Source organism: Bradyrhizobium sp. AC87j1 (assembly GCF_002936975.1).
GTDB lineage: Bacteria > Pseudomonadota > Alphaproteobacteria > Rhizobiales > Xanthobacteraceae > Bradyrhizobium > Bradyrhizobium shewense.
The window spans coordinates 62,265-84,101 of record NZ_PTFE01000019.1 but is presented as its reverse complement, the minus strand read 5'-3'; the positions used below and the strand labels follow the sequence as shown (position 1 = coordinate 84,101).

Annotated in this window: 22 protein-coding genes; 10 read left to right on the top strand and 12 right to left on the bottom strand. The window is 62.9% G+C overall.

Annotation, left to right across the window (positions count from 1 at the left end; translation table 11 throughout):
* Positions 1-18: 18 nt before the first annotated feature.
* The 5 genes from ssuC to CV770_RS12930 all read right to left on the bottom strand — a co-directional run bounded on the left by ssuC (position 19) and on the right by CV770_RS12930 (position 5,636).
* The gene (gene ssuC / locus CV770_RS12950) at positions 19-825 is read right to left on the bottom strand and encodes an aliphatic sulfonate ABC transporter permease SsuC (RefSeq protein WP_104462608.1); all 807 of its coding nucleotides are present in this window, start codon (positions 823-825) and stop codon (positions 19-21) included.
* Positions 822-1,988: an FMNH2-dependent alkanesulfonate monooxygenase gene (ssuD, locus tag CV770_RS12945; RefSeq protein ID WP_104462624.1), complete on the bottom strand. Its 1,167-nt coding sequence runs from the start codon at positions 1,986-1,988 to the stop codon at positions 822-824. Before ssuD ends, ssuC begins: the two co-directional genes overlap by 4 nt.
* 8 nt (positions 1,989-1,996) lie before the next feature.
* A complete protein-coding gene (locus CV770_RS12940; protein ID WP_104462607.1) occupies positions 1,997-2,950 on the bottom strand; it encodes a sulfonate ABC transporter substrate-binding protein in 954 nt (317 codons plus the stop codon).
* A 38-nt stretch (positions 2,951-2,988) separates the two neighbouring features.
* The gene (locus tag CV770_RS12935; RefSeq protein ID WP_104462606.1) at positions 2,989-3,939 is read right to left on the bottom strand and encodes a sulfonate ABC transporter substrate-binding protein; all 951 of its coding nucleotides are present in this window, start codon (positions 3,937-3,939) and stop codon (positions 2,989-2,991) included.
* A gap of 533 nt (positions 3,940-4,472) precedes the next feature.
* Positions 4,473-5,636, bottom strand: coding sequence for a cytochrome P450 (locus CV770_RS12930; RefSeq protein WP_104462605.1), 1,164 nt, complete (start codon positions 5,634-5,636; stop codon positions 4,473-4,475).
* A 449-nt stretch (positions 5,637-6,085) separates the two neighbouring features.
* Here CV770_RS12930 and CV770_RS12920 point away from each other — a divergent pair, with 449 nt between their 5' ends.
* On the top strand, positions 6,086-6,337 hold the full coding sequence (locus tag CV770_RS12920) for a hypothetical protein (protein WP_104462603.1): 252 nt from the start codon (positions 6,086-6,088) through the stop codon (positions 6,335-6,337).
* Between the two features lie 310 nt (positions 6,338-6,647).
* Here CV770_RS12920 and CV770_RS12915 read toward each other — a convergent pair whose 3' ends face one another.
* Together CV770_RS12915 and CV770_RS12910 are read right to left on the bottom strand one after the other, a co-directional pair.
* Positions 6,648-7,511, bottom strand: a complete 864-nt coding sequence (locus CV770_RS12915; protein WP_201759827.1) for a L,D-transpeptidase — start codon at positions 7,509-7,511, stop codon at positions 6,648-6,650.
* A gap of 415 nt (positions 7,512-7,926) precedes the next feature.
* Positions 7,927-8,691, bottom strand: coding sequence for a bestrophin-like domain (locus tag CV770_RS12910; protein WP_104462623.1), 765 nt, complete (start codon positions 8,689-8,691; stop codon positions 7,927-7,929).
* A gap of 215 nt (positions 8,692-8,906) precedes the next feature.
* Here CV770_RS12910 and CV770_RS12905 point away from each other — a divergent pair, with 215 nt between their 5' ends.
* Positions 8,907-9,269, top strand: coding sequence for a DUF6984 family protein (locus CV770_RS12905; protein WP_104462601.1), 363 nt, complete (start codon positions 8,907-8,909; stop codon positions 9,267-9,269).
* Between the two features lie 222 nt (positions 9,270-9,491).
* Positions 9,492-10,667, top strand: a complete 1,176-nt coding sequence (locus tag CV770_RS12900; RefSeq protein WP_245453749.1) for a hypothetical protein — start codon at positions 9,492-9,494, stop codon at positions 10,665-10,667.
* Positions 10,668-10,959: 292 nt separating this feature from the next.
* On the opposite strand, the gene CV770_RS12895 is transcribed toward CV770_RS12900, so the two are convergent.
* The 4 genes from CV770_RS12895 to CV770_RS12885 form a co-directional block, all read right to left on the bottom strand.
* Entirely contained in the window at positions 10,960-11,337 is a 378-nt protein-coding gene (locus CV770_RS12895) for a hypothetical protein (protein ID WP_104462622.1), read from the bottom strand.
* Positions 11,338-11,501: 164 nt separating this feature from the next.
* Positions 11,502-11,690: a hypothetical protein gene (locus tag CV770_RS41585; protein WP_129590837.1), complete on the bottom strand. Its 189-nt coding sequence runs from the start codon at positions 11,688-11,690 to the stop codon at positions 11,502-11,504.
* A gap of 244 nt (positions 11,691-11,934) precedes the next feature.
* A complete protein-coding gene (locus CV770_RS12890) occupies positions 11,935-12,711 on the bottom strand; it encodes a helix-turn-helix transcriptional regulator (protein WP_104462599.1) in 777 nt (258 codons plus the stop codon).
* Positions 12,712-12,948: 237 nt separating this feature from the next.
* Complete coding sequence (locus CV770_RS12885) at positions 12,949-14,151, bottom strand: LLM class flavin-dependent oxidoreductase (protein ID WP_104462598.1); 1,203 nt, start codon at positions 14,149-14,151, stop codon at positions 12,949-12,951.
* Between the two features lie 106 nt (positions 14,152-14,257).
* Between CV770_RS12885 and CV770_RS42120 the strand changes: the two genes are divergently transcribed.
* The 7 genes from CV770_RS42120 to CV770_RS12855 all read left to right on the top strand — a co-directional run bounded on the left by CV770_RS42120 (position 14,258) and on the right by CV770_RS12855 (position 19,808).
* A complete protein-coding gene (locus CV770_RS42120) occupies positions 14,258-14,431 on the top strand; it encodes a hypothetical protein (protein ID WP_161499988.1) in 174 nt (57 codons plus the stop codon).
* Positions 14,418-14,603: a periplasmic nitrate reductase, NapE protein gene (gene napE / locus CV770_RS12880; RefSeq protein WP_018318384.1), complete on the top strand. Its 186-nt coding sequence runs from the start codon at positions 14,418-14,420 to the stop codon at positions 14,601-14,603. Before CV770_RS42120 ends, napE begins: the two co-directional genes overlap by 14 nt.
* A 26-nt stretch (positions 14,604-14,629) precedes the next feature.
* Entirely contained in the window at positions 14,630-14,944 is a 315-nt protein-coding gene (locus CV770_RS12875) for a chaperone NapD (RefSeq protein ID WP_104462621.1), read from the top strand.
* Between the two features lie 17 nt (positions 14,945-14,961).
* Positions 14,962-17,475, top strand: a complete 2,514-nt coding sequence (gene napA / locus CV770_RS12870; RefSeq protein ID WP_104462597.1) for a nitrate reductase catalytic subunit NapA — start codon at positions 14,962-14,964, stop codon at positions 17,473-17,475.
* Positions 17,472-17,942, top strand: coding sequence for a nitrate reductase cytochrome c-type subunit (locus CV770_RS12865; protein ID WP_165637302.1), 471 nt, complete (start codon positions 17,472-17,474; stop codon positions 17,940-17,942). Before napA ends, CV770_RS12865 begins: the two co-directional genes overlap by 4 nt.
* Complete coding sequence (locus CV770_RS12860) at positions 17,939-18,592, top strand: NapC/NirT family cytochrome c (protein ID WP_104462596.1); 654 nt, start codon at positions 17,939-17,941, stop codon at positions 18,590-18,592. Before CV770_RS12865 ends, CV770_RS12860 begins: the two co-directional genes overlap by 4 nt.
* A gap of 100 nt (positions 18,593-18,692) precedes the next feature.
* A complete protein-coding gene (locus CV770_RS12855; RefSeq protein WP_104462595.1) occupies positions 18,693-19,808 on the top strand; it encodes an ATP-dependent DNA helicase in 1,116 nt (371 codons plus the stop codon).
* A 298-nt stretch (positions 19,809-20,106) separates the two neighbouring features.
* On the opposite strand, the gene CV770_RS12850 is transcribed toward CV770_RS12855, so the two are convergent.
* On the bottom strand, positions 20,107-21,789 hold the full coding sequence (locus CV770_RS12850; protein ID WP_104462594.1) for a tetratricopeptide repeat protein: 1,683 nt from the start codon (positions 21,787-21,789) through the stop codon (positions 20,107-20,109).
* Positions 21,790-21,837: the final 48 nt, after the last annotated feature.

Here is a 21,837-nt window from a genome sequence, read left to right as displayed (position 1 = left end):
GATTCTCAGTATCTCTGCTCAATTTTTCTGGAAGGCGGGGTGCCAGGAGAGCGTCAAACGTTCCAGCACGCGGGAGGCGCTGTCGGCGAGCTTGCCGAGCAGGGCGTAGATCAGGATCGAGAGCACGACGACGTCGATCAGCATGAACTCGCGCGCCTGCATCGCCATGTAGCCGAGGCCTGAGGACGCCGCGATGGTCTCGGCGACGATCAGGGTCAGCCACATGATGCCGAGCGCGAAGCGGATGCCGACGAAGATCGACGGCAGCGCGCCCGGGAAGATCACGCGGCGGAACAATTCGCCGTCGGTCATGCCGTAGATGCGGCCCATCTCGATCAGCTGCGGATCGACGGTGCGGATGCCGTGCAGCGTGTTGAGGTAGATCGGGAAGAACACGCCCAGCGCCACCAGGAACAGTTTTGCGCTCTCGTCGATGCCGAACCACAGGATGACCAGCGGGATCAGCGCCAGATGCGGCACGTTCCGCACCATCTGCAAGGTGGTGTCGGTGAGCTTGGCCGAGAGCTGCGACAGGCCGTTGGCGAGGCCGAACGCGAAGCCGATGCTGCCGCCGATCAAAAAGCCGATCGAAGCGCGCCAGAACGAAACCCAGATGTTGCGAACGAGCTCGCCGGAGAGCAGCAGCTTCCAGCCGGCGAGCAGGACGTCGCTCGGGGCCGGCAGCACCCGCGTCGGCACGAAGCCGGTCACGCTGGCGACCTGCCAGATCGCGATGATGGCGAGCGGCACGATCCACTGGATCAGGCCGTCGATCCGCGGCAAACGAAAGCTGCGCGGAAGTGAAACGCTGTCGATCACGCTCATGACTGCGACACCCGATGTTGCGGACGGAAGTCGCTGCCGACCGTCTCGCCGAACGGACCGCCGTTGAAGTGCAGCTTGGTCACGTTGGAGGGCTGCTCCAGCGCGAGCAGCGGGAACACCAGCTCGGCGAAGCGATAGGCCTCCTCCAGATGCGGGTAGCCCGACATGATGAAAGTATCGATGCCGATGTCCTGATACTCCCTGATGCGGGCCGCGACGGTCTCGGCATCGCCGACCAGCGCCGTACCGGCACCGCCGCGCACGAGGCCGACGCCGGCCCAGAGGTTCGGGGCGATCTCGAGCTTGTCGCGCTTGCCGCCGTGAAGCTGCGCCATTCGCTGCTGGCCGACGGAGTCCATGCGGGCAAAGTTCTTCTGCGCCAGCGCGATGGTGTCGTCGCTGACATGCTTGATCAGCTCGTTCGCGGCACCCCAGGCTTCCTCGTTGGTCTCGCGAACGATGACATGAAGGCGGATGCCGAAGGAGAGTTTTCGGCCCCGCGCGCTTGCGACCGCCCTCACCTTCGCAATCTTCTCGGCGACCAGGGCCGGTGGCTCGCCCCAGGTGAGATATTTGTCGACGGTATCGACGGCGACGTCGATGCCGGCATCGGACGAGCCGCCGAAATAAAGCGGCGGGTGCGGCGACTGCACCGGCGGGAACAACAACTTGCCGCCCTCGACATGGATGTGCTTGCCCTCGACATTGACGGTCTTGCCGGCGAGCAGGTCGCTATAGACGTTGAGAAATTCGCGGGTGACCTCGTAGCGCTCGTCATGGCCGAGGAAGATGCCGTCGCCCTTGTTCTCGACGGGATCGCCGCCGGTGACGACGTTGACGAGCAGCCGGCCGCCCGTGACGCGATCGAGCGTCGCGGTCATGCGCGCGGCGACACCAGGCGATTGCAGGCCGGGGCGGACGGCGACGAGGTAGCGCAGCCGCTCGGTGAACGGCGCAACTGACGAGGCGACGATCCAGGAATCCTCGCAGGACCGCCCGGTCGGCAACAGTACGCCGAAATAGCCGAGCTGGTCGGCCGCCTGCGCGATCTGGCGCAGATAGTTGAAGTTGACCTCGCGGCCGCCGATGCCGGTGCCGAGATAGCGGCCGTCGCCGTGGGTCGGCAGGAACCAGAGGATATTGGCGCTGGGTTGCGTGCTCATGACTTTGCTCACGATCCTGACTTCCGAGCGACGTCGGAGATCTTGATGGATTTGGGGATCAGGCCCAGCGCGAAGAACGCGTCGGCCACCTGCTGCTGGTCGGCGATGACGGCATCCGTGATCGGCTTGATGCCGTAGGACTGTCGCTTCAACGCCACTTCGACCACGGGCACCGACAATCCGATCGCCGGAGCAAGCTGCTCGGCCACTGCATGAATGTCGCCTTTGGCCCAGTCGTCGACCGTGCTGAGCTCGGCGAGCACGACGTCGACGATCTTCGAATTGGCATCGAGGAATTTTTTCGAGGAGAAATAGAACTGGTAGTTGGCGACGATGCCGGTGCCATCAGCGAGCGTGCGCGCGCCGGTGGCCGCTTCCGCGGCGGCCTGGAACGGATCCCAGATCACCCAGGCATCGACCGCGCCGCGCTCGAAGGCGGCGCGCGCATCGGCGGGCGCGAGGAAGACCGGCTCAACTTCCGAATATTTCACGCCAGCCTTCTCCAGCGCTTTGACCAGGAGGTAGTGGACGTTGGAGCCCTTGTTGAGGGCGACCTTCTTGCCCTTGAGCTCAGTGACCGATTTCAGCGGGCTGTCCTTCGGCACCAGGATCGCCTCGCCTTGTGGGGCCGGCGGCTCAAAGGCGACATACTGGATCGGCGCGCCGGCGGCCTGCGCGAAGATCGGCGGGGCTTCACCGGTGTTGCCGAAATCGATCGCGCCGACATTGAGCGCTTCGAGCAGCGGCGGTCCGGAGGGGAATTCGGTCCACACCACCTTGTAGCCGTCGGCGGCGAGCTTCGGCTCCAGCGTGCCCTTGCTCTTGAGCAGCACCAGCTTGCCGTATTTTTGGTAGCCGATGCGGACCACCTTGTCCTGACCGTAGGACGTGCCGACCGCGGCGGCGACGATGCCGATCGACAGCACGAAGGCCGCGATCAGACGCTGGATGATACGCCTCATGTTCAAACCCCTGTGTGTGGGAAGGCTGGTCGGCACGATCAGGCTGCCGGATTGCGCCAGACGATGTCGCGGATCGCGATCGGCTTCGGGATCAGGCCGAGCTTGTAGAAGCGATCGGCGACGCCCTGCTGGGTCGCGACGATGTCGTCGGTGACGGGGCCGACGACGAAGGACGACCGGTTCGCCGCGATGGTCTGGATCTCCAGCGGAATGCCGGTCACCGCGGCGAGAGACTTCGCGACTTCGTCGCGATGCTGCTCGGCCCATCTGGCTGTCGCGGTGGTGACGTCGACGATCTGCTGCAGGATCGCGCCGTGGTTCTTCGCGAAGTCGCGGTTGGCGATGTAGAAGGAATTGGTCTTGGTGACCTCGCGCGCGTTGATCAGGATGCGGCCGTTCTGCCTGGTCTCGCCGATCGCGAAGTACGGATCCCAGATCGCCCAGGCTTCGATGCTGCCATTGGCAAAGGCGGGGCCTGCGTCCGGCGGCGTCAGATAAACCGGCGTGATGTCGGCATAGGCCAGGCCCGCCTTCTCCAGCGTCTGCACCACGATGTTGTGCGCGCTCGAGCCTTTGGTGAAACCGACGCGCTTGCCTTTCAGCTCGGTGATGGCGCGGATCGGCGAATCCTTCGGCACCAGAATGCCCTGGCCGTTGGTGATGGGCTGGCCCGCGGCATAGACGATCGCGGCGCCAGCGGCCTGCGCGAACACCGGCGGGGAATCGCCGACTGCGCCGTAATCGACGCTGCCGACATTCATCGCTTCCATCGTCGGCGGGCCCGAGGAGAACTCGACCCATTTCACCTCGATGCCGAGCGGCGCGAAATGTTTTTCCAGCGCGGCCTGCTGGCGCGTGATGACCAGCACGCCGTTCTTCTGAAAGCCGATACGAATTTCCTTCACCGCGCCTTGCGCAAGTGCGGGCGAGGCGAACGCAGCGGCGGCCGCGGTTCCGATCGAGAGTTTGAGAAAATCACGACGCTGCATTCCACACTCCCGGCCGCGTGCGGCCGTCATTCATTCCAGTTCGGGAATGATGGTGCGGGTTGTCGGAGGTGTCGAGACGTGCGGAAAAATAGCGATGCGAGCACTGCGCGTGCGGCAGCGCGCATGATTAATCTTTCAAGCGGCCGCGATGATGCAGAGGGATTTTTTCTGCACGCGAATGTGAGCGCACCGCCCCGAGACTCAAAATGTCGAAAACGACCCCATGCACAGTAGCCGGCAATAGCGGGATCAATGACTTACGTGGCAGGCGACTTGCGCGGCAGGCGATACCGATTGCTGCGTCGGGCAAAACAGGAGCATGATGGCATGATCGCGGAGTAGGAGCTGTCGTGGCGTGAAGCTCCCGCCACCACCTCCGCTGTCATTCCCCGCGTAGGCGGGGAATCCAGTATTCCAGAGACGTCAATACTTCACATGACTGCCGCGGCGTACTGGATCGCCCGCTCCAGTGCGCAATTGCGCACAAGGCCGAGCGATGACACCGTCCTTGCGGCGCGGGTTCGCGCTGCAAGCTAATGCCACCGCACCGGCAGATTCTGCAGTCCGCGAAACGCCCAGCCGCCGATCCGCACCGGCTCGTCATCGGCGATCTCGATCTGCGCCGCCCGCGCGAACACGGTCGGCAGCGCGACGTCGGCGATCATGGCGCGGGAGGCCCACGCGCCGGCGCAGAAATGCGGGCCGGCGCCGAACGCGACGCTCTTGGTCGTATCACGCCGCACGTCGAACTGATCCGCGCGCTCAAAATGCCTCTCGTCGCGATTGGCGGAACCGAACATCAGGAACACGCGCTCGTCCGTCTCGAAGGCGACGTCGCGGATGCTCCACGGCTTGGCGATGCGGCGCGGCGACATACCGATCGGCGAGATCCAACGGGCATATTCCTCGAACGCCTCGAGCCAGGTCACCTCGCCCCTGCGCACCAGATCGAGCTGTTCGGGATGGGTCAAGAGCGCCCACACCGTCCCGGCGATGGCCTTGCGCGGCTCGTTCTGGCCGCCTGAGATCGCGAGTTTGACGTTTGCGCGCACGCTCTCCATCGGCATGCCGGAGGCGAGAAGCACGCCCAAAATGCTCTGGTCGGGCTGCTTGCGCATCACGGGCAGGATGTCGTCGATCGCAGCATCGATGCCCGACGTCGCGGCATGGCAGCGCGCCTCGACCTCAGGATCGCCGGCGTAGTTGGCGATGCCCTCGATCATACCCTGCGACCACGCGTCCATGTCGCCAAAGCCGATATTGGTGAGGCCGGTGATCGACTTCAGGCATTCGCCGGAGAACGGCAGCGCGAACTCGCGCATGAAGTCGATCCGCCCCGGCGCGATCGCATCGAGGATGCGGTCGGCATGGGCCTGGAACAGCGCGGTCCAATGCGCTTTCACCGTCTTCGGCGACACCGTCGGAAACATCGCGCGGCGCTCGACCTGGTGCGCTTCGCCGTCCTTGCGCATCATGTTGTGGCCCATCAGCCGGTTCATCAGGCCTGCGGGCTGGTGCGAGGAGAACACGTCGATCTGCTTCTCGGAGATCGAGATGTCGTCGCGGCTGGTCAGCAGCGTGGAGCCGAGCTGCGGCACGAACGCGATCGGTGCCTCTTTCCGCATCTTCGCGAGCATCGGATAGGGATCAACCCAGAACGCGACAGGGTCGATGTCGATGCGCGGCGCGGTGCTCAAAGCGGCCTCCCCTGGGGTCACGTTTCCTTCAGGCCAGATTAGCGAATTCGGGCAACCGGGTCTGTCCCTAGCGATTGGGACAGACGGAATTGGCGGGTGTCCGCCGGCAACGATCTATTAATCGTGAGCGCGTGCCTCACGTGCGATTTGATCGATTATCGCCTAAGTTGCAATCGACGTCATCGAACGCTTTGGTGCAAGCCGCATGCAACCATATGATTGGGCTATTGTCCTGTACTACGCGTGGCCCATCATCTTGATACCCGCGGGATGGCTCGTCTTGGGGCGATTGTGCCGGGAACGCGCAGCTTCCGGAGCGTCGATGATCGAATTGCGGGAGCAGCACCTCGCAGAAACATACCGGATGAGCGCTGTGATGGAGAGGATCGCAGCCGTTCTCGAGAAGAACCGCGGGAAATGATCAATGTTACTGGCTTTGGAGGTTGAGGATGGCTGTGGCCGACATACTGCTTGCGATGTACTCCTGGTGGCCGTTCATCCTGATCGTGGGTGGATCGATCCTGGCGATGCGCGCGATGCGCCAACGCACCTCGTCAGGCGCTACGATGATCGATCTCTATGAGGAGCAGATTGCCGAAACGCGCCGAACGAACGCAGGACTGGAGCGGATCGCTGCTGCTCTCGAGCTTGGGATTGGCACGGCACGATCCCAGGCTGACAGGGATGGCGAAACCGCTTGAACGCGCAAAGCGTCCGCAAAACGAAATCGATGGTACGACGGTGAGCACCCCAATCCAAGAAGGCATCGATCCATTTGGCGAGACCGCTGGACTCCAGATCGCGCGGACATTGCGTGGATGCTTTTGACCGCAATGATCACTGTCGCCATCTTTGCAGCCGTTGTGATTTATTACCCTTTCCTGTCACAGCGAAAGGCCAGTGCGGGCTTCGGACCCGACTGGGATTGCACACCTCACCCCAGCAGCGAACCCACTTGCATCAAGAAGATTGATCGGTAGATCAGCCTGGATGTGCGGCTTCGGAGCCGAGCTACCGGGCCTCGGCGATCTTCGCTCCAGATGGCAGCATCTGCGCGTTAGCTGCCAAGGGCCGCTTCGATGGCGGTGCCGGGTCCGGCAACCGGAACGCGGCGTCGGCCGGCGTGCCCTGGGATGGTCTGCGGGCAGCGCTTGCCGGAAGCACGATCACTTTCGCTCCGACCTTCACACGCTCATAGAGGTCCATGACGTCCTCATTGGTCAGCCGGATACAGCCGGACGACACCCGCTTGCCGATCGTATCGGGCTTGTTGGTGCCATGAATTCGATATTCGGTCTCGCCCAGATACATCGCCCGGGCGCCGAGCGGATTGCCGGGGCCACCTGCCATGAACCGCGGCAGATAAGGCTGACGCGAGACCATCTCCGTAGGCGGATGCCAATCCGGCCATTCCGCCTTACGGGCCACAGTCTGCTCGCCGGACCAGGTGAAACCTTCGCGGCCAACACCAATGCCGTAGCGCAACGCCTGGGTGTCGTTCAGAACCAAATAGAGGAATGTGTTCCTGGTATCGATGATCACGGTGCCGGGCGTCTGGCGGCTGGCGTAGTCAACCACCTGCCGGACCAATGCTCCGGGACCATCAGCGTCGGCTTTTGGTGGTTCGACCAGCGGCGCCGGGGCCGGAATCGGAGCGGGAGCCGGCGCTGCTGCATGAACCGGAGGTGCCACGTAAACCGGACTTGACGATGCCTTGGCTTCCTGTGCGGACGGCTTGCGTGCCGGCTGCACGCTCGCCGGGCCGGACAGCAAACCGTAGCCCAATGCGGCGACAGCCACGGCGCCAATGGCAACTCTCGCGGCCATTGGGATTGCGAGCGTCTCCGCCTTTCCACGTTTGGCCCGCTTCTTCATCGCTTTCCCCTGGTCACCATGCCCAAGAGAGGTACCCAGCAAAATTTAAGAAACTTCGAAGCGATGCCGTCCAGGCTGGAACCGTCAGCGATGGTTAACGCCGGCTCTTGTTCGGCGGCATCAAAATTCGGAGTACCGCTTGATATTGAGCTAGCGACGTGGACAACGCGCCTCTCATCGCGGAACGAGCGAGGCCTGAATCGCCCGGCGGAGCGGCCCCGCTCCGACCTTGACCGCTTCAAGCCCGACAGCCGACATTCTGAGGCCAGAGACAGACGACAGCTAAGGGCCAACAGCGGACATCGAACGAGTCCGATGTGCTCTGTTAAGGGCCCAAAATTGCCCTATGGCCGACGCCTTTTAGAACCGAGGATACGATAAACTCCGATGGCGAGATCGCCCGCGGACGTACGTACTAACCACCGAGGGATTTGGCCAAGCTTTCCAAATTCTGCGGCCGCACCTCGATTAGGCCATGCCGGGGAGCATCGATATCGGCGATCAGGAGGAACGCAATCGAAATGATCAGAGGCAGCACAAACACAAGCGCTCTCCCCGCCTTACCACTTCTAGATCGATAGCCCACCAGCGCGTTGGCGCATAACGAGATGATCGCCATCAGATACCACGCAGCAATGGGGATCCGATTCCAGAATGCAGCCTGCGCATAGCCCTGCGAGTTGATTACGTCGTTCATGCCCGCAAGTGCCAGCGCTTCGACCGGTGTCGGCTGCGCTGCCGACGAGGCACGGACTGCAGACCAGAGATCTGCTTGCAATTTGCTTGTCCGCTCGTCGATCACCTTGCGCTGATCGTCGTCCTTGTTGAGGTAGAACAGGATTCTCAGACGGGTGTATTCCGCAAGAAGCTTGCGAACGTTCGCAGCGTTGGCGGACGGCAAAAAGTCCGAGCGCAATATTTCGGTCCCGATGGCGTTGGCTTCAGCCTCCTCGAAATTCTTGCGCTGGTCATAGCGATTCATCGCCATGGAGAAACTGAAGCCGATAATCAGGCCAAGCAGCGTCAGTGTAGCCGCGAGGATGATACCGAGATGTTCATTGTGTTCAGCGTCAGTTTCTGGAAAGCGCCTGCGCAACCAGGAGCCTGCCAGTGCGATTACCGATAGCGCCACGAAAAAAAGCATGAACAAAAGCAGAGGGTAGTGTGTCAGTTTGTCCATGGCTAACCCCATTGGGCTACCAACTTACTCCAAAACTGAATGTCTCCCATAGCGGCGATTGGCGCGGGCAAGTGGCGAACTCAACCGCTCAAGTCGGCTTTGGGTCACAAGCGGCCCTCAGCGGGCATCACCGTGAAGGTCAGCTAGGGGCCACAATCGGACATTGAGGCGCGGCGTGATATAGCCAATGCACGCCAGCCGCCACGAGAGGAAAGATGCCACGCCCACTTACCCTCCAAGAGCGCGACTTAATCGTCTATATTCTTGGTCAGTCTTCATCTTCGCACGGCCATTTTGACCTCGTAGAGGAAATGAACGACGGCGGGATGGGTAGCCTTCGCTTTGTCGGTAGCGCAGACCGGCGTTTGGGCAAGTGCATTGGCGAAGCTGAATTCGATGATGCAGATGGAGTGCCGGTCTCGGTCGCGCTAAACATCGATCAGCGGGGGGAATTGTATGAACTCGATTTTTGGAAAGTGGATTTTTCGCCGCTACAACGGATCGCAGCCCTTAGTGATCTCCGCCCTCCAACGTTGGTGCGCCACAGACGCTCGGCTGAACCAGCCTCGAAGCCTTGATCAACTCGGCTCAGCCAGGTCTGCAACGGGTCATAAGCTGCCATTGAAGACGAGCCACATGTTTTACTCGATCCTGACCGGCTTTCTTCCCGATGCCCTAAAGTCTATCTTGGTTGAAAAGACACGAGAGGCAGCGAAATGCTACCGGCACCAATCACTTATTGCTTCTACCGTTGTCGCGGGCTCTGCCTTCACACTTGGGTCGTCGCGACTTTCGCAATCATGATGGCCGCCGCTCCACTGCAGGCTTCAACAGCACCAAAAACGTCAGCGTGCGGATACCTCGCTGGTCTAATTGATAAGGCACCGCCAACAGGGCCGTTGTTCCTGCCCAGCTATCCGACCGTCGAATCGGGGCCTCTGCATGGCGCCGCCTACCTCTATGACAATGCGGTAGCCGCCATCGCATTGGTCGGTTGCGGTGAGCAAGACAAAGCGTATCGGATTGGCTCGGCGATTCTCTGGGCCATCGACAACGACCGCACCTGGCATGATGGACGGCTCAGGAACGCGTACGCCGCGGGTGTGGTGGCGAATGGTCCCGTCAAACTTCCAGGGTGGTGGGACAATACTCAGAACAAATGGTTAGAGGATCGATATCAGGTGGGCAGCGATGTTGGTAACATGGCATGGGCCATGTTGGCGTTGCTGTCGATTGATGATGTGAACACCGGCTCTCGGTTCCGCGATGGTGCCGCACGGCTCGGCGCCTGGGTCGCGCAATGGGCCGATACGCGCGGTACTGGCGGTTTCACTGGCGGTACGTTTGGGCACGAACCGACGCGGGAAGTGCGGACATGGAAATCGACTGAACATAATACTGACCTCGCTGCCGCGTTTGGCCTTCTTGCGATCCGTACAGGCGATTCGCGCTGGCGCGATAAGGCAACGGTTGCTGATTACTTCGTAAATGCGATGTGGGATCCGGGGTGCGCCTGTTTCGCCGCAGGGACCGCTGAAGACGGGATCACGCATAATCCGATTTTGGCTCTGGATGCCCAGATCTGGCCTTTAACAGCGCTTCACGGAGCGGCCGGGAAATTTGCATCGGCAATGACGACCGCCGAACAGCGAATGAGTGTCGGCGGAGGCTTTTCTTACGGTGAAGACCGGGACGGTGTGTGGACCGAAGGGACGGGCCAAATGGCTCTCTTGATGAAATTGCTCGGCAGGACTGAGAGGGCAGAATCGTTGATCGCTGTCATCGAATCCCAGAGGTCGCCCGATGGTGGGTTCTATGCCACGACTGTCCGCGCGTTACCGACGGGGTTCGTGTTGGACACCGACCCGACCAAGCCGCGACACTATTTCCGATTGTCACATCTTGGCGCAGCTTCGTGGGCTGCCCTCGCGGAACGTGGGTTCAATCCCTTTACGATGACAAAAGGACTTCCCTAGCTGAGCCGCAGTGCTTCTCGTCTCAGCCGTTTCGGTCTGTTTTGATTTCGATATGTCCGCAAAGGGTCAAACTGCGAATAACTCAGGTTGAGCAAATCTGGTCCGCTCGGCAGCGGTGAGCGGACCTCCGTCAGACGCGGCGCTACTTCGGTGAAGGGCCAGAAGCGGTCGTCAGCTGGCAGACAAGTGCCTGCCCGCCTCCATGCTGGCGCACTCAGAAACGAGAGCTACTCTCCGGCATGAAACAGACGGCCCTTTTGGGGCCGCCTGATTCAGCCTCAGAGCGGATGACCTATTGGCAGAGATGCCGGAGACCGTCAGCACCCTTGAAATAGGTGCCGGGCCTGCAGACGATGCCGTTGCGGGCAGCATACGCATTCCAGTTGCCGTGCCAGCCCATCTCGTCGGCCCCGGACATCGCGTACGAATTGCCCCAGCTGCCAACGGTAGCGCCCGCCGCCGCCGCCGGCTGCCGATATACCGTTCGCCGATTCGATTGCCGATATTGATAGCCGCCGGTGGGAGTACTCCCGGTTCCAAGACCCGTGCAGCTCGCGAATTCAGCTTGGCATTCGTCAGGATTGGAAAGGGCCGCCTGCGCCAGTGCAGCAGAGCTGGACAGGGCGGATGCCGCAATCACGACCGCAGCAAGAACTTTTAGATTTATCATGGCTTCCTCCTTGCGCTTGAACCGTGGCACAATGCCACGTCTGATAGTAGCCGATCGACGTTTGCGAGCCTGTGCTACTTCGGCAAAACTCGCATCGCCGCGAATATCCGCTACGGGCCAGGAGCTGTGACATACCGCGCCCAGTACGGTTTGGACTGACTGGCCTACAGGTTGATGTCGCCGCCAAACTTCGGCGGCGGCGGCGGAAGATATTTTCCATCTATCGTCGTGGTAGACCCGGGTGAGCCCGGCGTGCCGATGGTTTGCTGCGCAAGGCTGGTTCCCTGCGCGCACAGCAAACAAGCGGCGATGAGTGCGGTGCCACAAAGCAGCAAGTTGCGGCGGTTTACCAAGCGGCTTTCTGGCCTTGAGCTATCGTCACCTGACGGGCACGGGTCATCGAAAGCTCCCTCTCGGAGACATAAGAACCCTGTGGACGCTACCCGAGGCTCAATCCGCAACGCTTCAGTTGATCTAGATCAACGTTCCGCCCACGGATCCGAAACGTCAGCTTCGGGTCAAAAGGCGACGATCCCCGAGGGTGGACTGCGTGTCCGCTTTGCTCTCGGAAGCAGGTATCGCGGGCTTAGAGTCTCGTCAATTTAGGCCGTGAGGCCCCGCCAGCAGGCGCAGCACGATCGAGAACAATTCGTTCTGCGAGGAGATGCCGAGCCGCTGATAGGCGCGCTTGCGGTAGGTCAGGGTCGAATGCAGGCTGATGCCGAGCCCTTGCGAGATCGCCTCGGAGCTGAAACCGAGCAGGATGCGGCGGCAGACCTCCTGCTCGCGCGGTGTCAGGTTCGAGAGTGGCGCGCGCGTCGCGAACAGTGTCGAGAGATCGGGCGCCAGCTTCTCCTGAAAATGACGCGCGATACTCGCGCCGATCGCCGGCGCGATCGCCTGAAGCCGCTGGCGTTGCGCGGCGCTGAAGCGACCCTGGGACGTGATGCGATAGAAATTGACGTAGAAGCAGGTGTCGCCCGTCCAGATCGCGGTCGCGCATTTGTCGACGATGCCGGAATCGTGGAAGAAGATCTTGCGGTAGCGCGCGCCGTACATGCGGGGTGCGAAGCTCGGCAGCATGATCGGCGCAGTGCCCTCGCCTTCGAACAGCGCATCGCGGTTGGGATCGGATTCATGGAACTGGCCGGCATAGGCGGCGCCGAGATCGCCGCCGATCGGGATATTGCCGGCATCGAGCAGGCAGGTCGCGGCACCGGCACGGCTCAGCGCGAACACCATGCAATGACCGACATCGGCCTGGCGACGCAGCGTGTCGATCAGGACTTTTGGGAAATCGGAGCGGCCGATGGCGAGCACCGCGGGCGTGATATCGCCAGCCGCTGCAGTCGAGGCCGTGCCGTGGGGCCGCATTGGTTTCCTCCGTCAGAGGCCGTTTTGCGGTAGGATAGCAGCAACGATTGGGCGCTGAAAGTCGGCGGCGCCTGCATATGCCGCTTCTGGGTCCCGGCTCTGCGCCGCAACGCTGGCGCGTTGTGGCTTGTCCGGGACACGGGAGCGAGTGCGTCGATCGACAGTCTCGTGCCCCGGACGCAGCGCAGCACGGAGTGATGCGCTGCAGAGCCGGGGCCCATGCCGGATGCAGATTCCCTACCCCGCCGCCTTCGCCGGGGCGACGTTGATCGCGAGCTTGCCGTAGCGATCCGTGAAAGCCTCGGTGTCGATCTCCTCCAGCTTGATCTCGCCGCTCATGACGCCCTGCTTCCAGGCCTCCTGCGCCGGATCGTTCTGGAACTCAGGCATCACCTCGCGGCCGAACAGCTCGAGCGATTCGCAGATGTGCTCGTGGCTGTTCTTGCCGGCCTGGTTGAGCAGGATGACCTGGTCGATATGCGAGGACTGGAAGCGCTTGAGCTTCCTGCGGATCGTCTCCGGCGAGCCGATCAGGCCGCCACGCAACGCCGCTTCCTGTGCCTCGGGATTGTCGCGCTTCCACTTGTTGTACTCGTCCCACATGTTGATCGTGTAGGGCGCGGGCCGCTGGCGGTTCTGCGAGGCGCCGTAGAAGCGCAGCGCGAACTGGAAGAAGGTGGCGCCGTCGGCGCGGGCGCGCGCCTCCTCGTCGGTCTTGGCGCACATGAAGAACGACACCAGCGCCATGTTCGGGTTGATCTGGTAGTCGGCCAGTTTATGCAGCCGCTTGGTCATCGCGTTGTAATAGGCGTGCACCCAGGCGTGCGCGGCGTCGGCGCTGACGAACTGGAAGCCGAGCGCGCCAAAACCGTGACGGCCGGCACGCTCGATGGTCGGCAGTTGCGAGCACGCCATCCACAACGGCGGATGCGGCTTCTGCACCGGCTTTGGCACGACGTTGCGCAGGGGAATGTCGAAATACTTGCCGTGATGCTCGCTGCCCGCATCCTTGAACATCGGGAAGATCGCGGCAACGGCTTCCTCGAACACTTCCTTCTTGGTCTCCATGTCGCGGCCGAACGGGGTGAGCTCGGTGATCGAGGCGCTCTCGCCCATGCCGAACTCGCAGCGGCCGTTCGAGAGCAGATCGAGCACCGCAACACGCTCGGCAACGCGCGCCGGGTGATTGGTGGTGAGCTGCAGGATGCCGTGCCCGAGCCGGATGTTCCTGGTGCGCTGGCTTGCGGCAGCCAGGAAGGATTCCGGTGACGGCGAGTGCGAATATTCCTCGAGGAAATGATGCTCGACCACCCAGGCATGGTCGTAACCGAGCTTGTCGGCGAGTTCCATCTGCGAGAGGGCATTCTGGTAGAGCCGGAGCTCGTCGCCGGCCACCCAGGGCCGCGGCAGCTGCAGCTCGTAGAAGATGCCGAACTTCATGGCGTCGCTCTCCCGCTTATTTTTGTTAAGCTCATCTTAGGGTGTGAGGCGGAGCTGTCTACGGAGCAGCAATTCCGCCGCGCGGGAGAATGATCCCGAGCCTGGCATGGCGACGCATACCCGCCTCGGCGCCGCCGCTGCGACATCCGCGCAAGTCGACAGGTTGATCCAGATCAACGCCACCGCGGGCCGATTGCAGCAAAAGGGCTGCAAGGCAACGGCCCGGATGCCGTCCCGCTTCCCATACCATCCCGAAGAGACCGAATATGTCGGCCCCTGACGACACGACTTCGCGCGTGCGCCGCAAGCGCATGGAGATTTTCGCTTTCCTGTTCCTGACCGCGATCGTGATGCCCGTCCTCGCGGTCGGAACAGTCGGCTCCTATGGGCTCGGCGTCTGGATCTACCAGATGTTTGCCGGTCCTCCCGGCCCACCGCCCTCCCCGCATTGATCTCCTCCAAGCGAAAGACAGGCATCATGGCCCAAGCCTCACTCAACCGCCGCGCATTGATCACCGGCCGGGTCCTCAGCGCCGAGCGCGTCATCTCTCCGCCAGGCTGCGAGATCGCCAGCATCATCGTGCAAGCGCGCCCCGAGCGCCTCGCCGAACTCGAAGCTGAGATCGCCGCGCTGCCCGGCTGCGAGATCCATGGCCGCGATGCGCGCGGCAAGCTCGTCGTCGTCACTGAGGCGCCGGACGCCGGCAGCCTTGGCACCCTGCTCAACACCATCCAGTCGCTGCCCAACGTCTATTCCGCAGCGCTGGTCTTCCACGCCATCGAAACCGCCTAAGGGCCGGGAGAGCCATCATGACATCGCCAAAGCTCGACCGCCGCCAGATGCTCAAGCTCGAGGCTGCCGCGATTGCGGCCGCCGCCGCAGGCATGCCGGCTCCGGCGCTCGCCGCCAATCTCGTCACCGAGCGCGACAACAGCGAAATGAAATGGGACAAGGCCGCCTGCCGCTTCTGCGGCACCGGCTGCTCGGTGATGGTCGCGACGAAGGACAATCGCGTCGTCGCCACCCACGGCGACATCAAGGCCGAGGTCAACCGCGGCCTCAACTGCGTCAAGGGCTACTTCCTCTCCAAGATCATGTACGGCCATGACCGCCTGACCCAGCCGATGCTGCGCAAGACGGGCGGCAAATACGACAAGAACGGCGAGTTCACGCCCGTGTCCTGGACCGAAGCCTTCGACATCATGGAGGTGAAGTGGAAGGAGGCGTTCAAGAAGCGCGGGCCCAACGGCGTCGCCATGTTCGGCTCCGGCCAGTGGACGATCTGGGAAGGCTATGCGGCCTCGAAGCTGTTCAAGGCCGGCTTCCGCACCAACAACATCGATCCCAATGCGCGGCACTGCATGGCTTCCGCCGTCGCCGGCATGATGCGCACTTTCGGCATCGACGAGCCGCCCGGCTGCTACGACGACATCGAGGCGACCGACGCCTTCGTGCTGTGGGGCTCCAACATGGCGGAGATGCACCCCATCCTGTGGACGCGCCTCGCCGACCGCCGGCTGTCCGCGCCGCATGTCCGCGTCGCCGTGCTCTCGACCTTCGAGCACCGCTCGTTCGACCTCGCCGACATCGGCATGGTGTTCAAGCCGCAGACCGACCTCTACATCCTCAACGCTATCGCCAATCACATCATCAAGACCGGTCGGGTGAACAAGGACTTCGTCGCCGCGCATACGATTTTCAGGCGGGGGCAGACCGATATCGGCTACGGTTTGAGGCCGGAGCATCCGCTTCAGAAAAAGGCAACGGGTGCAGCGAAGGCCAACGACTCCACCGACATGAGCTATGACGAGTACGTCAAGTTCGTGTCGGAATACACGCTGGAAAAGGCAGCCGAGATGTCCGGCGTGCCGCTGAACCGGCTGGAGGCGCTCGCCGAGCTCTACGCCGATCCCAAGACCAAGGTGGTCTCGTTCTGGACCATGGGCTTCAACCAGCACACCCGCGGCGTCTGGTGCAACAACCTCGTCTACAACATCCATCTTCTGACCGGAAAGATCTCCTCGCCCGGCAACAGCCCGTTCTCGCTGACCGGCCAGCCCTCGGCCTGCGGCACCGCGCGCGAGGTCGGCACTTTCTCGCACCGCCTGCCCGCCGACATGGTCGTGACCAACAAGGCGCATCGCGACCACGCCGAGCACATCTGGCAGCTGCCCGAAGGCACCATTCCCGACAAGAACGGCGCGCACGCCGTGCTGCAAAGCCGAATGTTGAAGGACGGCCTGATCAATGCCTATTGGGTGCAGGTCAACAACAACCTCCAGGCCGGCCCCAACGTCAACGAGGAGACCTATCCCGGCTTCCGCAACCCCGACAATTTCATCGTGGTCTCGGACGCCTATCCGACCGTGACGGCACTGGCCGCCGATCTGATCCTGCCGACTGCGATGTGGGTGGAGAAGGAAGGCGCCTACGGCAATGCCGAGCGGCGCACCCAGTTCTGGCACCAGCTCGTCACCGCGCCCGGCGAAGCCAAGTCGGACCTCTGGCAGCTCATGGAATTTTCAAAACGCTTCAAGATCGAGGAGGTCTGGCCCGAGGAGCTGATCGCCAAGAAGCCGGACGTTCGCGGCAAGACGCTGTTCGATGTGCTCTACAAGAACGGCCAGGTCGATAAATTCCCTGTTACGGAGATCGAACAAGGCTATTCCAACGAGGAAGCCAAGGCATTCGGCTTCTACGTGCAGAAGGGCCTGTTCGAAGAATATGCCCAGTTCGGCCGTGGCCATGGCCATGACCTCGCGCCGTTCGAGACCTATCACCGCGAGCGCGGCCTGCGCTGGCCCGTCGTCAACGGCCAGGAGACGAAGTGGCGTTTCCGCGAGGGCCGCGACCCCTACGTCAAGCAAGGCACCGACGTGCAGTTCTACGGCTATCCCGACGGCAAGGCGCGCATCTTCGCGCTGCCGTTCGAGCCGGCGGCGGAATCGCCCGACAACGAATATCCCTACTGGCTCTCGACCGGCCGCGTGCTGGAGCACTGGCATTCCGGCACCATGACGCGCCGCGTGCCCGAGCTGTACAAGGCCTTCCCCGAAGCCGTGTGCTTCATGCATCCCGACGACGCGGCGGATGCCAAGCTCCGTCGCGGGGACGAGGTGAAGGTGGTCTCCCGCCGCGGCTTCATCCGCGCTCGGGTCGAAACGCGCGGTCGCGACCGGCCGCCGAAGGGCCTCGTCTTCGTGCCGTGGTTCGACGAGTCCAAGCTGATCAACAAGGTGACTCTGGACGCGACCGATCCGATTTCGCTGCAGACCGACTTCAAGAAATGCGCCGTGCGCATCGAGCGGGTGAACCTGTCATGATGAAACGATCCGCAATCGCCCTGCTCGCCTTCGCGATCGCCGCGGGCGCGAGCTCGCTGACCGCACAGACCGTCACCTCAGGCCTGCGCGGTCCGGCCCCACTCAATGACGAGGGCCCGGCGCCACCGATGCTGCCGAACCGCAACACGTCCGAGAAGGAGGTGCGCAACTATCCGGAGCAGCCGCCGGTCATCCCGCACACCATCGACGGCTATCAGATCGACCTCAACGGCAACAAATGCCTGTCCTGCCATGCGCGGGCACGCACGGCGGAATCGCAGGCGCCGATGGTCTCGATCACGCATTTCATGGACCGCGACGGCCAGTTCCTGGCCTCGATCTCGCCGCGGCGCTTCTTCTGCACCGAATGCCACGTGCCACAGAACAGCGCCAATCCGCCCGTCAGCAACGACTTCATCGACATCGACACGCTGCTGTCGCGCGCAAGCCCGGGTGGCCGCCGATGACGACGACTGCCGGCGAGCCCAATGCAGAGCTGAAAACCAAGCGCGGCTTCATCGCGCGAAGCTGGGACTTTGCGCTGGAGCTCTGGCGGGTGCTGACCCGGCCGAGCTCGGTGTTCGCCCTCGGCACCCTGGTGCTGGCCGGCTTCATCGCCGGCGTGATCTTCTGGGGCGGCTTCAACACCGCGCTGGAATTGACCAACACCGAAAAGTTCTGCACCGGCTGTCACGAGATGAAGGACAACGTCTTCGCCGAGCTGAAATCGACCATCCACTTCAGCAACCGCTCCGGCGTGCGCGCGACCTGCCCGGATTGCCACGTTCCGCACAACTGGACCGACAAGATCGCGCGCAAGATGCAGGCCTCCAAGGAGGTCTGGGGCAAGATCTTCGGCACGATCAACACCCGGGAAAAATTCCTGGACCACCGGCTGGAGCTCGCCGCGCACGAATGGGCGCGTTTCAAGGCCAACGATTCCCTGGAATGCCGCAACTGCCACAGTGCCGATTCCATGGACATCACCAAGCAGTCGCCGCGGGCCTCGGTGGCGCACCAGCGCTTCCTGTTCACGAAGGAAAAGACCTGCATCGACTGCCACAAGGGCATCGCCCACCAGCTGCCCGACATGCGCGGCGTTCCCGGCTGGCAGTAAGACCAAAAGGCACCGGCTTCGCCCCGCTTGAACCGGCGGGGCGAATGGTTAGTTTTGGGGGACGGCGAATCGCCTCGTTTCGCCCTTCCTCAAGACAGATATGGCCAGTTTCACACCGCATCAGGATGCCGCTCTCAAGGCCGTCGGCGATTGGCTGAAGGCCAAGCCGGGCCGCAATGGCACGCCGCCGATCTTCCGCCTGTTCGGCTTTGCCGGCACCGGCAAGACGACCTTGGCCCGGCACATCGCCGACGGCGTCGACGGCGAGGTGAAGTTCGCCGCCTTCACCGGCAAGGCCGCCCTCGTCATGCGCAACAAGGGTTGCGACGACGCCTCCACCATCCACTCTCTGATCTACCGCGCCCGCGAATCCGGCGAGGAGCAGCCGAGCTTCGAATTGTGGGACGACGCGCCGGCCTCGAAGGCGAAGCTGATCGTGATCGACGAATGCTCGATGGTCGACGCCGAATTGGGCCGCGACCTGATGTCGTTCGACTGCCCGCTGCTCGTGCTCGGCGATCCCGCGCAGCTGCCGCCGATCCAGGGCGGCGGCTTCTTCACCAACACCGAGCCCGACGCGATGCTGACAGAGGTGCACCGCCAGGCCCAGGACGATCCGATCGTGCGGATGTCGATGGACGTCCGCGAGGGCCGCGAGCTCGACATCGGCCGCTACGGCGAGAGCGAGGTGGTGTCGCGCAAGGAGCTCGATCCCGACCGCGTCATGGGCGCTGACCAGGTGCTGGTCGGCCGCAACAACACAAGGCGCGCGTACAATATGCGGGTACGCCAGCGCCAGAACATCGAGGACGTCTTCCCGGTCGCCGGCGACAAGCTGGTGTGCCTGCGCAACAACCGCAAGAAGGGCCTGTTCAACGGCGGCCTGTGGCGCGTGAAGTCGCGCAACACCTCGCGCTCGAAATCGCGCATTCTCTCGATGCGGCTGTCGCCGGACGAGGATTTCGGCCACAAGGTGACCAAGGTCTCGGTGCGCGCCGATTGCTTCGAGGGCGGCGTCGAGCAGATCGCCTGGGAGCAGCGCAAGCCCTATGACGAGTTCGACTACGGCTACGTGCTCACCGTGCACAAGTCGCAGGGCTCGCAATGGGACGACGTCGTGCTGTTCGACGAGAGTTTTGCGTTTCAGGACTCAAGGGCGCGGTGGCTGTACACGGGCATCACGCGGGCGGCGAAGCGGCTCAGCATCGTCGTCTGAAACTCCGCTCCCGTAGGGTGGGCAAAGCGCAGCGTGCCGACGCGCTTTGTTGCTTATGGAGAGAGATCGTGGGCACGGCGCGTTGCGCCTTTGCCCACCCTACGGCACCGCCGCCTCAACCTCCGCTCGTCATCCCGGACAAGCGAAGCGCAGATCCGGGACCCATACCCACAGGAAGATGTTTGGCGAAAACTCGGAGTGGGACCTTTGCCCCACACTCCTCCCTGTGGTTATGGGTCCCCGCCTTCGCGGGGACGACGTCGGAGATTGATGCTCCGCCGTCGCGCCCATACACCCCCTACTTCCCCGCCACAAAGTAAAAATCCTCGCGTCCCGGCGGCGAGCCGTAGGTGAACGGCTGCTGCTCGTGCCTGGTGGCGGCCCAGACGTCGTCGCGGATGATGTCGAACAGTTTCCTGATCTCGATGCGGGGCTGCTTGATCTCGCGGGCCAGCGCGGTGGCGAACGGGCTGTTGGCGCTGCCGTCGCCGTCCATCGCGGTCTCGCCGTGCTTGGCGGCATAGACCACCATGAAGCCGGCGCCGGGCTCGATGTTGGAAAAGCCCTTGTCGACCAGCTTCAGCGACAGCGTGCGCTGCATGCTCGGCGCGAACGGATTGTCGCGGCAGGCATCCAGAACCACGAGGCGCATTTTACGCGCGGCACCGACCGCGGCGATCACCTGCTCGAGGGCGACCGCCTGGGTCTCGGCGTCCTTGTCCGCAGCGAGCTTGGCGTCGACGGGAACGAGATAGTTCACCCCGCCGATCTCGAAGCCGTGGCCGGCGTAATAGACCACGGCCCAGTCGGCCTTCTCTGCTTCCTCCGCAAAGGCCTTCAACGCGTCGAAGAACTTGTCGCGGGTAAGGTCATTGACGGAAATCACGCTCTGGAAGCCGACGTCGCGCAGCACGCTCGCGATCAGTTTGGAATCGCGCGGCGGATTGGGCAAAGCATGGACGTTCTTGTAGGCGCCGTTGCCGATCACCAGCGCCACGCGGCGCCCGGTTGCTCCGGCCGGCGCCTGCAGCGTCAGCGCGGCGAGGCGCTCCTGCGCGACGGCACGGGCGCGAGCGACGTCGGGCTCGTCGAACTTCGTCAGCGAATAGGCGGCCGCGCGGTAATCGGCGCGCGCCTGCGCGAGATCTTTCTTCCGCTCGTAGATCTGGCCGCGGCCGGAATGCGCGCGGATGTTGTTCGGATTGATCTGGATGGCCGTGTTGTAGTCCTTCAGCGCGGCGTCGAGGTCGCCCTTCATCATGCTGACGTCGGCGCGGTTGTTGATCGCGAACACGTTTTTCGGCTGCCGCTCGATCAGGCCGTTGCAGTCGGCAAGGGCCTGCGCATACTTGCCCATCATGCCGTAAGTGATGCAGCGGTTGCTGGCGATCTGCGGCGCAGCCGGGTCGATCTTCTCGGCCTCAGCGAAATCGGCGATCGCGCCGTCGAAATCCTTCATCAGCGTGCGCGCGCGGGCGCGATTGGTCCAGCCGAGCAGGAATTTGGGCGTGTATTTGATCGACAGGCTGAAATCGTCGATCGCGCTTTGCAACGCGCCGCGGCGCGCGTAGATGACGCCCCGATTGTTGTAGGGGACACCGTAGGTGGGGCGCTTCTGGAGGGCGAGGTTGTAGTCCGCCATGGCGAGGTCGTCCTGGCCCTTGCGCTCATAGGCGAGGCCGCGCAGGTTGAGGGCGATGACATAATCCGGATCGAGATCGATCGCGATGGACAGGGTCTCGATCGCGCGGTCGTAATCGCGCTTGCTGATCAGCGTGTTGCCGCGCACGGAGAGCGCGATGGCCTTGTCCTTGCCGCCGAGCTTGTCGGCCTTCAGCAGATTGTCGCAGGCGCTCGCGCGGGCCTGGGCCTCCGCCTGGCGGTCGCGGCAGAGCGTGAGATCGTCGGCCTGCGGGTCGGCCGCCGCACTGAACAGGCCGGCGGTCAGGATGACGAGGGTCAGGGAAACGACGCGCAGCATGGGTCAGGCCTGCTCCAGCCAGATTCTTCTTAAGTCGATCATCGATAG

Coding starts and splice junctions, on each gene's coding strand:
- ssuC (WP_104462608.1), bottom strand. CDS start 825: ATGAGCGTGATCGACAGCGTTTCACTTCCGCGCAGCTTTCGTTTGCCG.
- ssuD (WP_104462624.1), bottom strand. CDS start 1,988: ATGAGCACGCAACCCAGCGCCAATATCCTCTGGTTCCTGCCGACCCAC.
- CV770_RS12940 (WP_104462607.1), bottom strand. CDS start 2,950: ATGAGGCGTATCATCCAGCGTCTGATCGCGGCCTTCGTGCTGTCGATC.
- CV770_RS12935 (WP_104462606.1), bottom strand. CDS start 3,939: ATGCAGCGTCGTGATTTTCTCAAACTCTCGATCGGAACCGCGGCCGCC.
- CV770_RS12920 (WP_104462603.1), top strand. CDS start 6,086: ATGGCTGTGGCCGACATACTGCTTGCGATGTACTCCTGGTGGCCGTTC.
- CV770_RS12915 (WP_201759827.1), bottom strand. CDS start 7,511: ATGAAGAAGCGGGCCAAACGTGGAAAGGCGGAGACGCTCGCAATCCCA.
- CV770_RS12910 (WP_104462623.1), bottom strand. CDS start 8,691: ATGGACAAACTGACACACTACCCTCTGCTTTTGTTCATGCTTTTTTTC.
- CV770_RS12905 (WP_104462601.1), top strand. CDS start 8,907: ATGCCACGCCCACTTACCCTCCAAGAGCGCGACTTAATCGTCTATATT.
- CV770_RS12900 (WP_245453749.1), top strand. CDS start 9,492: ATGATGGCCGCCGCTCCACTGCAGGCTTCAACAGCACCAAAAACGTCA.
- CV770_RS12895 (WP_104462622.1), bottom strand. CDS start 11,337: ATGATAAATCTAAAAGTTCTTGCTGCGGTCGTGATTGCGGCATCCGCC.
- CV770_RS12890 (WP_104462599.1), bottom strand. CDS start 12,711: ATGCGGCCCCACGGCACGGCCTCGACTGCAGCGGCTGGCGATATCACG.
- CV770_RS12885 (WP_104462598.1), bottom strand. CDS start 14,151: ATGAAGTTCGGCATCTTCTACGAGCTGCAGCTGCCGCGGCCCTGGGTG.
- CV770_RS42120 (WP_161499988.1), top strand. CDS start 14,258: ATGGCGACGCATACCCGCCTCGGCGCCGCCGCTGCGACATCCGCGCAA.
- napE (WP_018318384.1), top strand. CDS start 14,418: ATGTCGGCCCCTGACGACACGACTTCGCGCGTGCGCCGCAAGCGCATG.
- CV770_RS12875 (WP_104462621.1), top strand. CDS start 14,630: ATGGCCCAAGCCTCACTCAACCGCCGCGCATTGATCACCGGCCGGGTC.
- napA (WP_104462597.1), top strand. CDS start 14,962: ATGACATCGCCAAAGCTCGACCGCCGCCAGATGCTCAAGCTCGAGGCT.
- CV770_RS12865 (WP_165637302.1), top strand. CDS start 17,472: ATGATGAAACGATCCGCAATCGCCCTGCTCGCCTTCGCGATCGCCGCG.
- CV770_RS12860 (WP_104462596.1), top strand. CDS start 17,939: ATGACGACGACTGCCGGCGAGCCCAATGCAGAGCTGAAAACCAAGCGC.
- CV770_RS12855 (WP_104462595.1), top strand. CDS start 18,693: ATGGCCAGTTTCACACCGCATCAGGATGCCGCTCTCAAGGCCGTCGGC.
- CV770_RS12850 (WP_104462594.1), bottom strand. CDS start 21,789: ATGCTGCGCGTCGTTTCCCTGACCCTCGTCATCCTGACCGCCGGCCTG.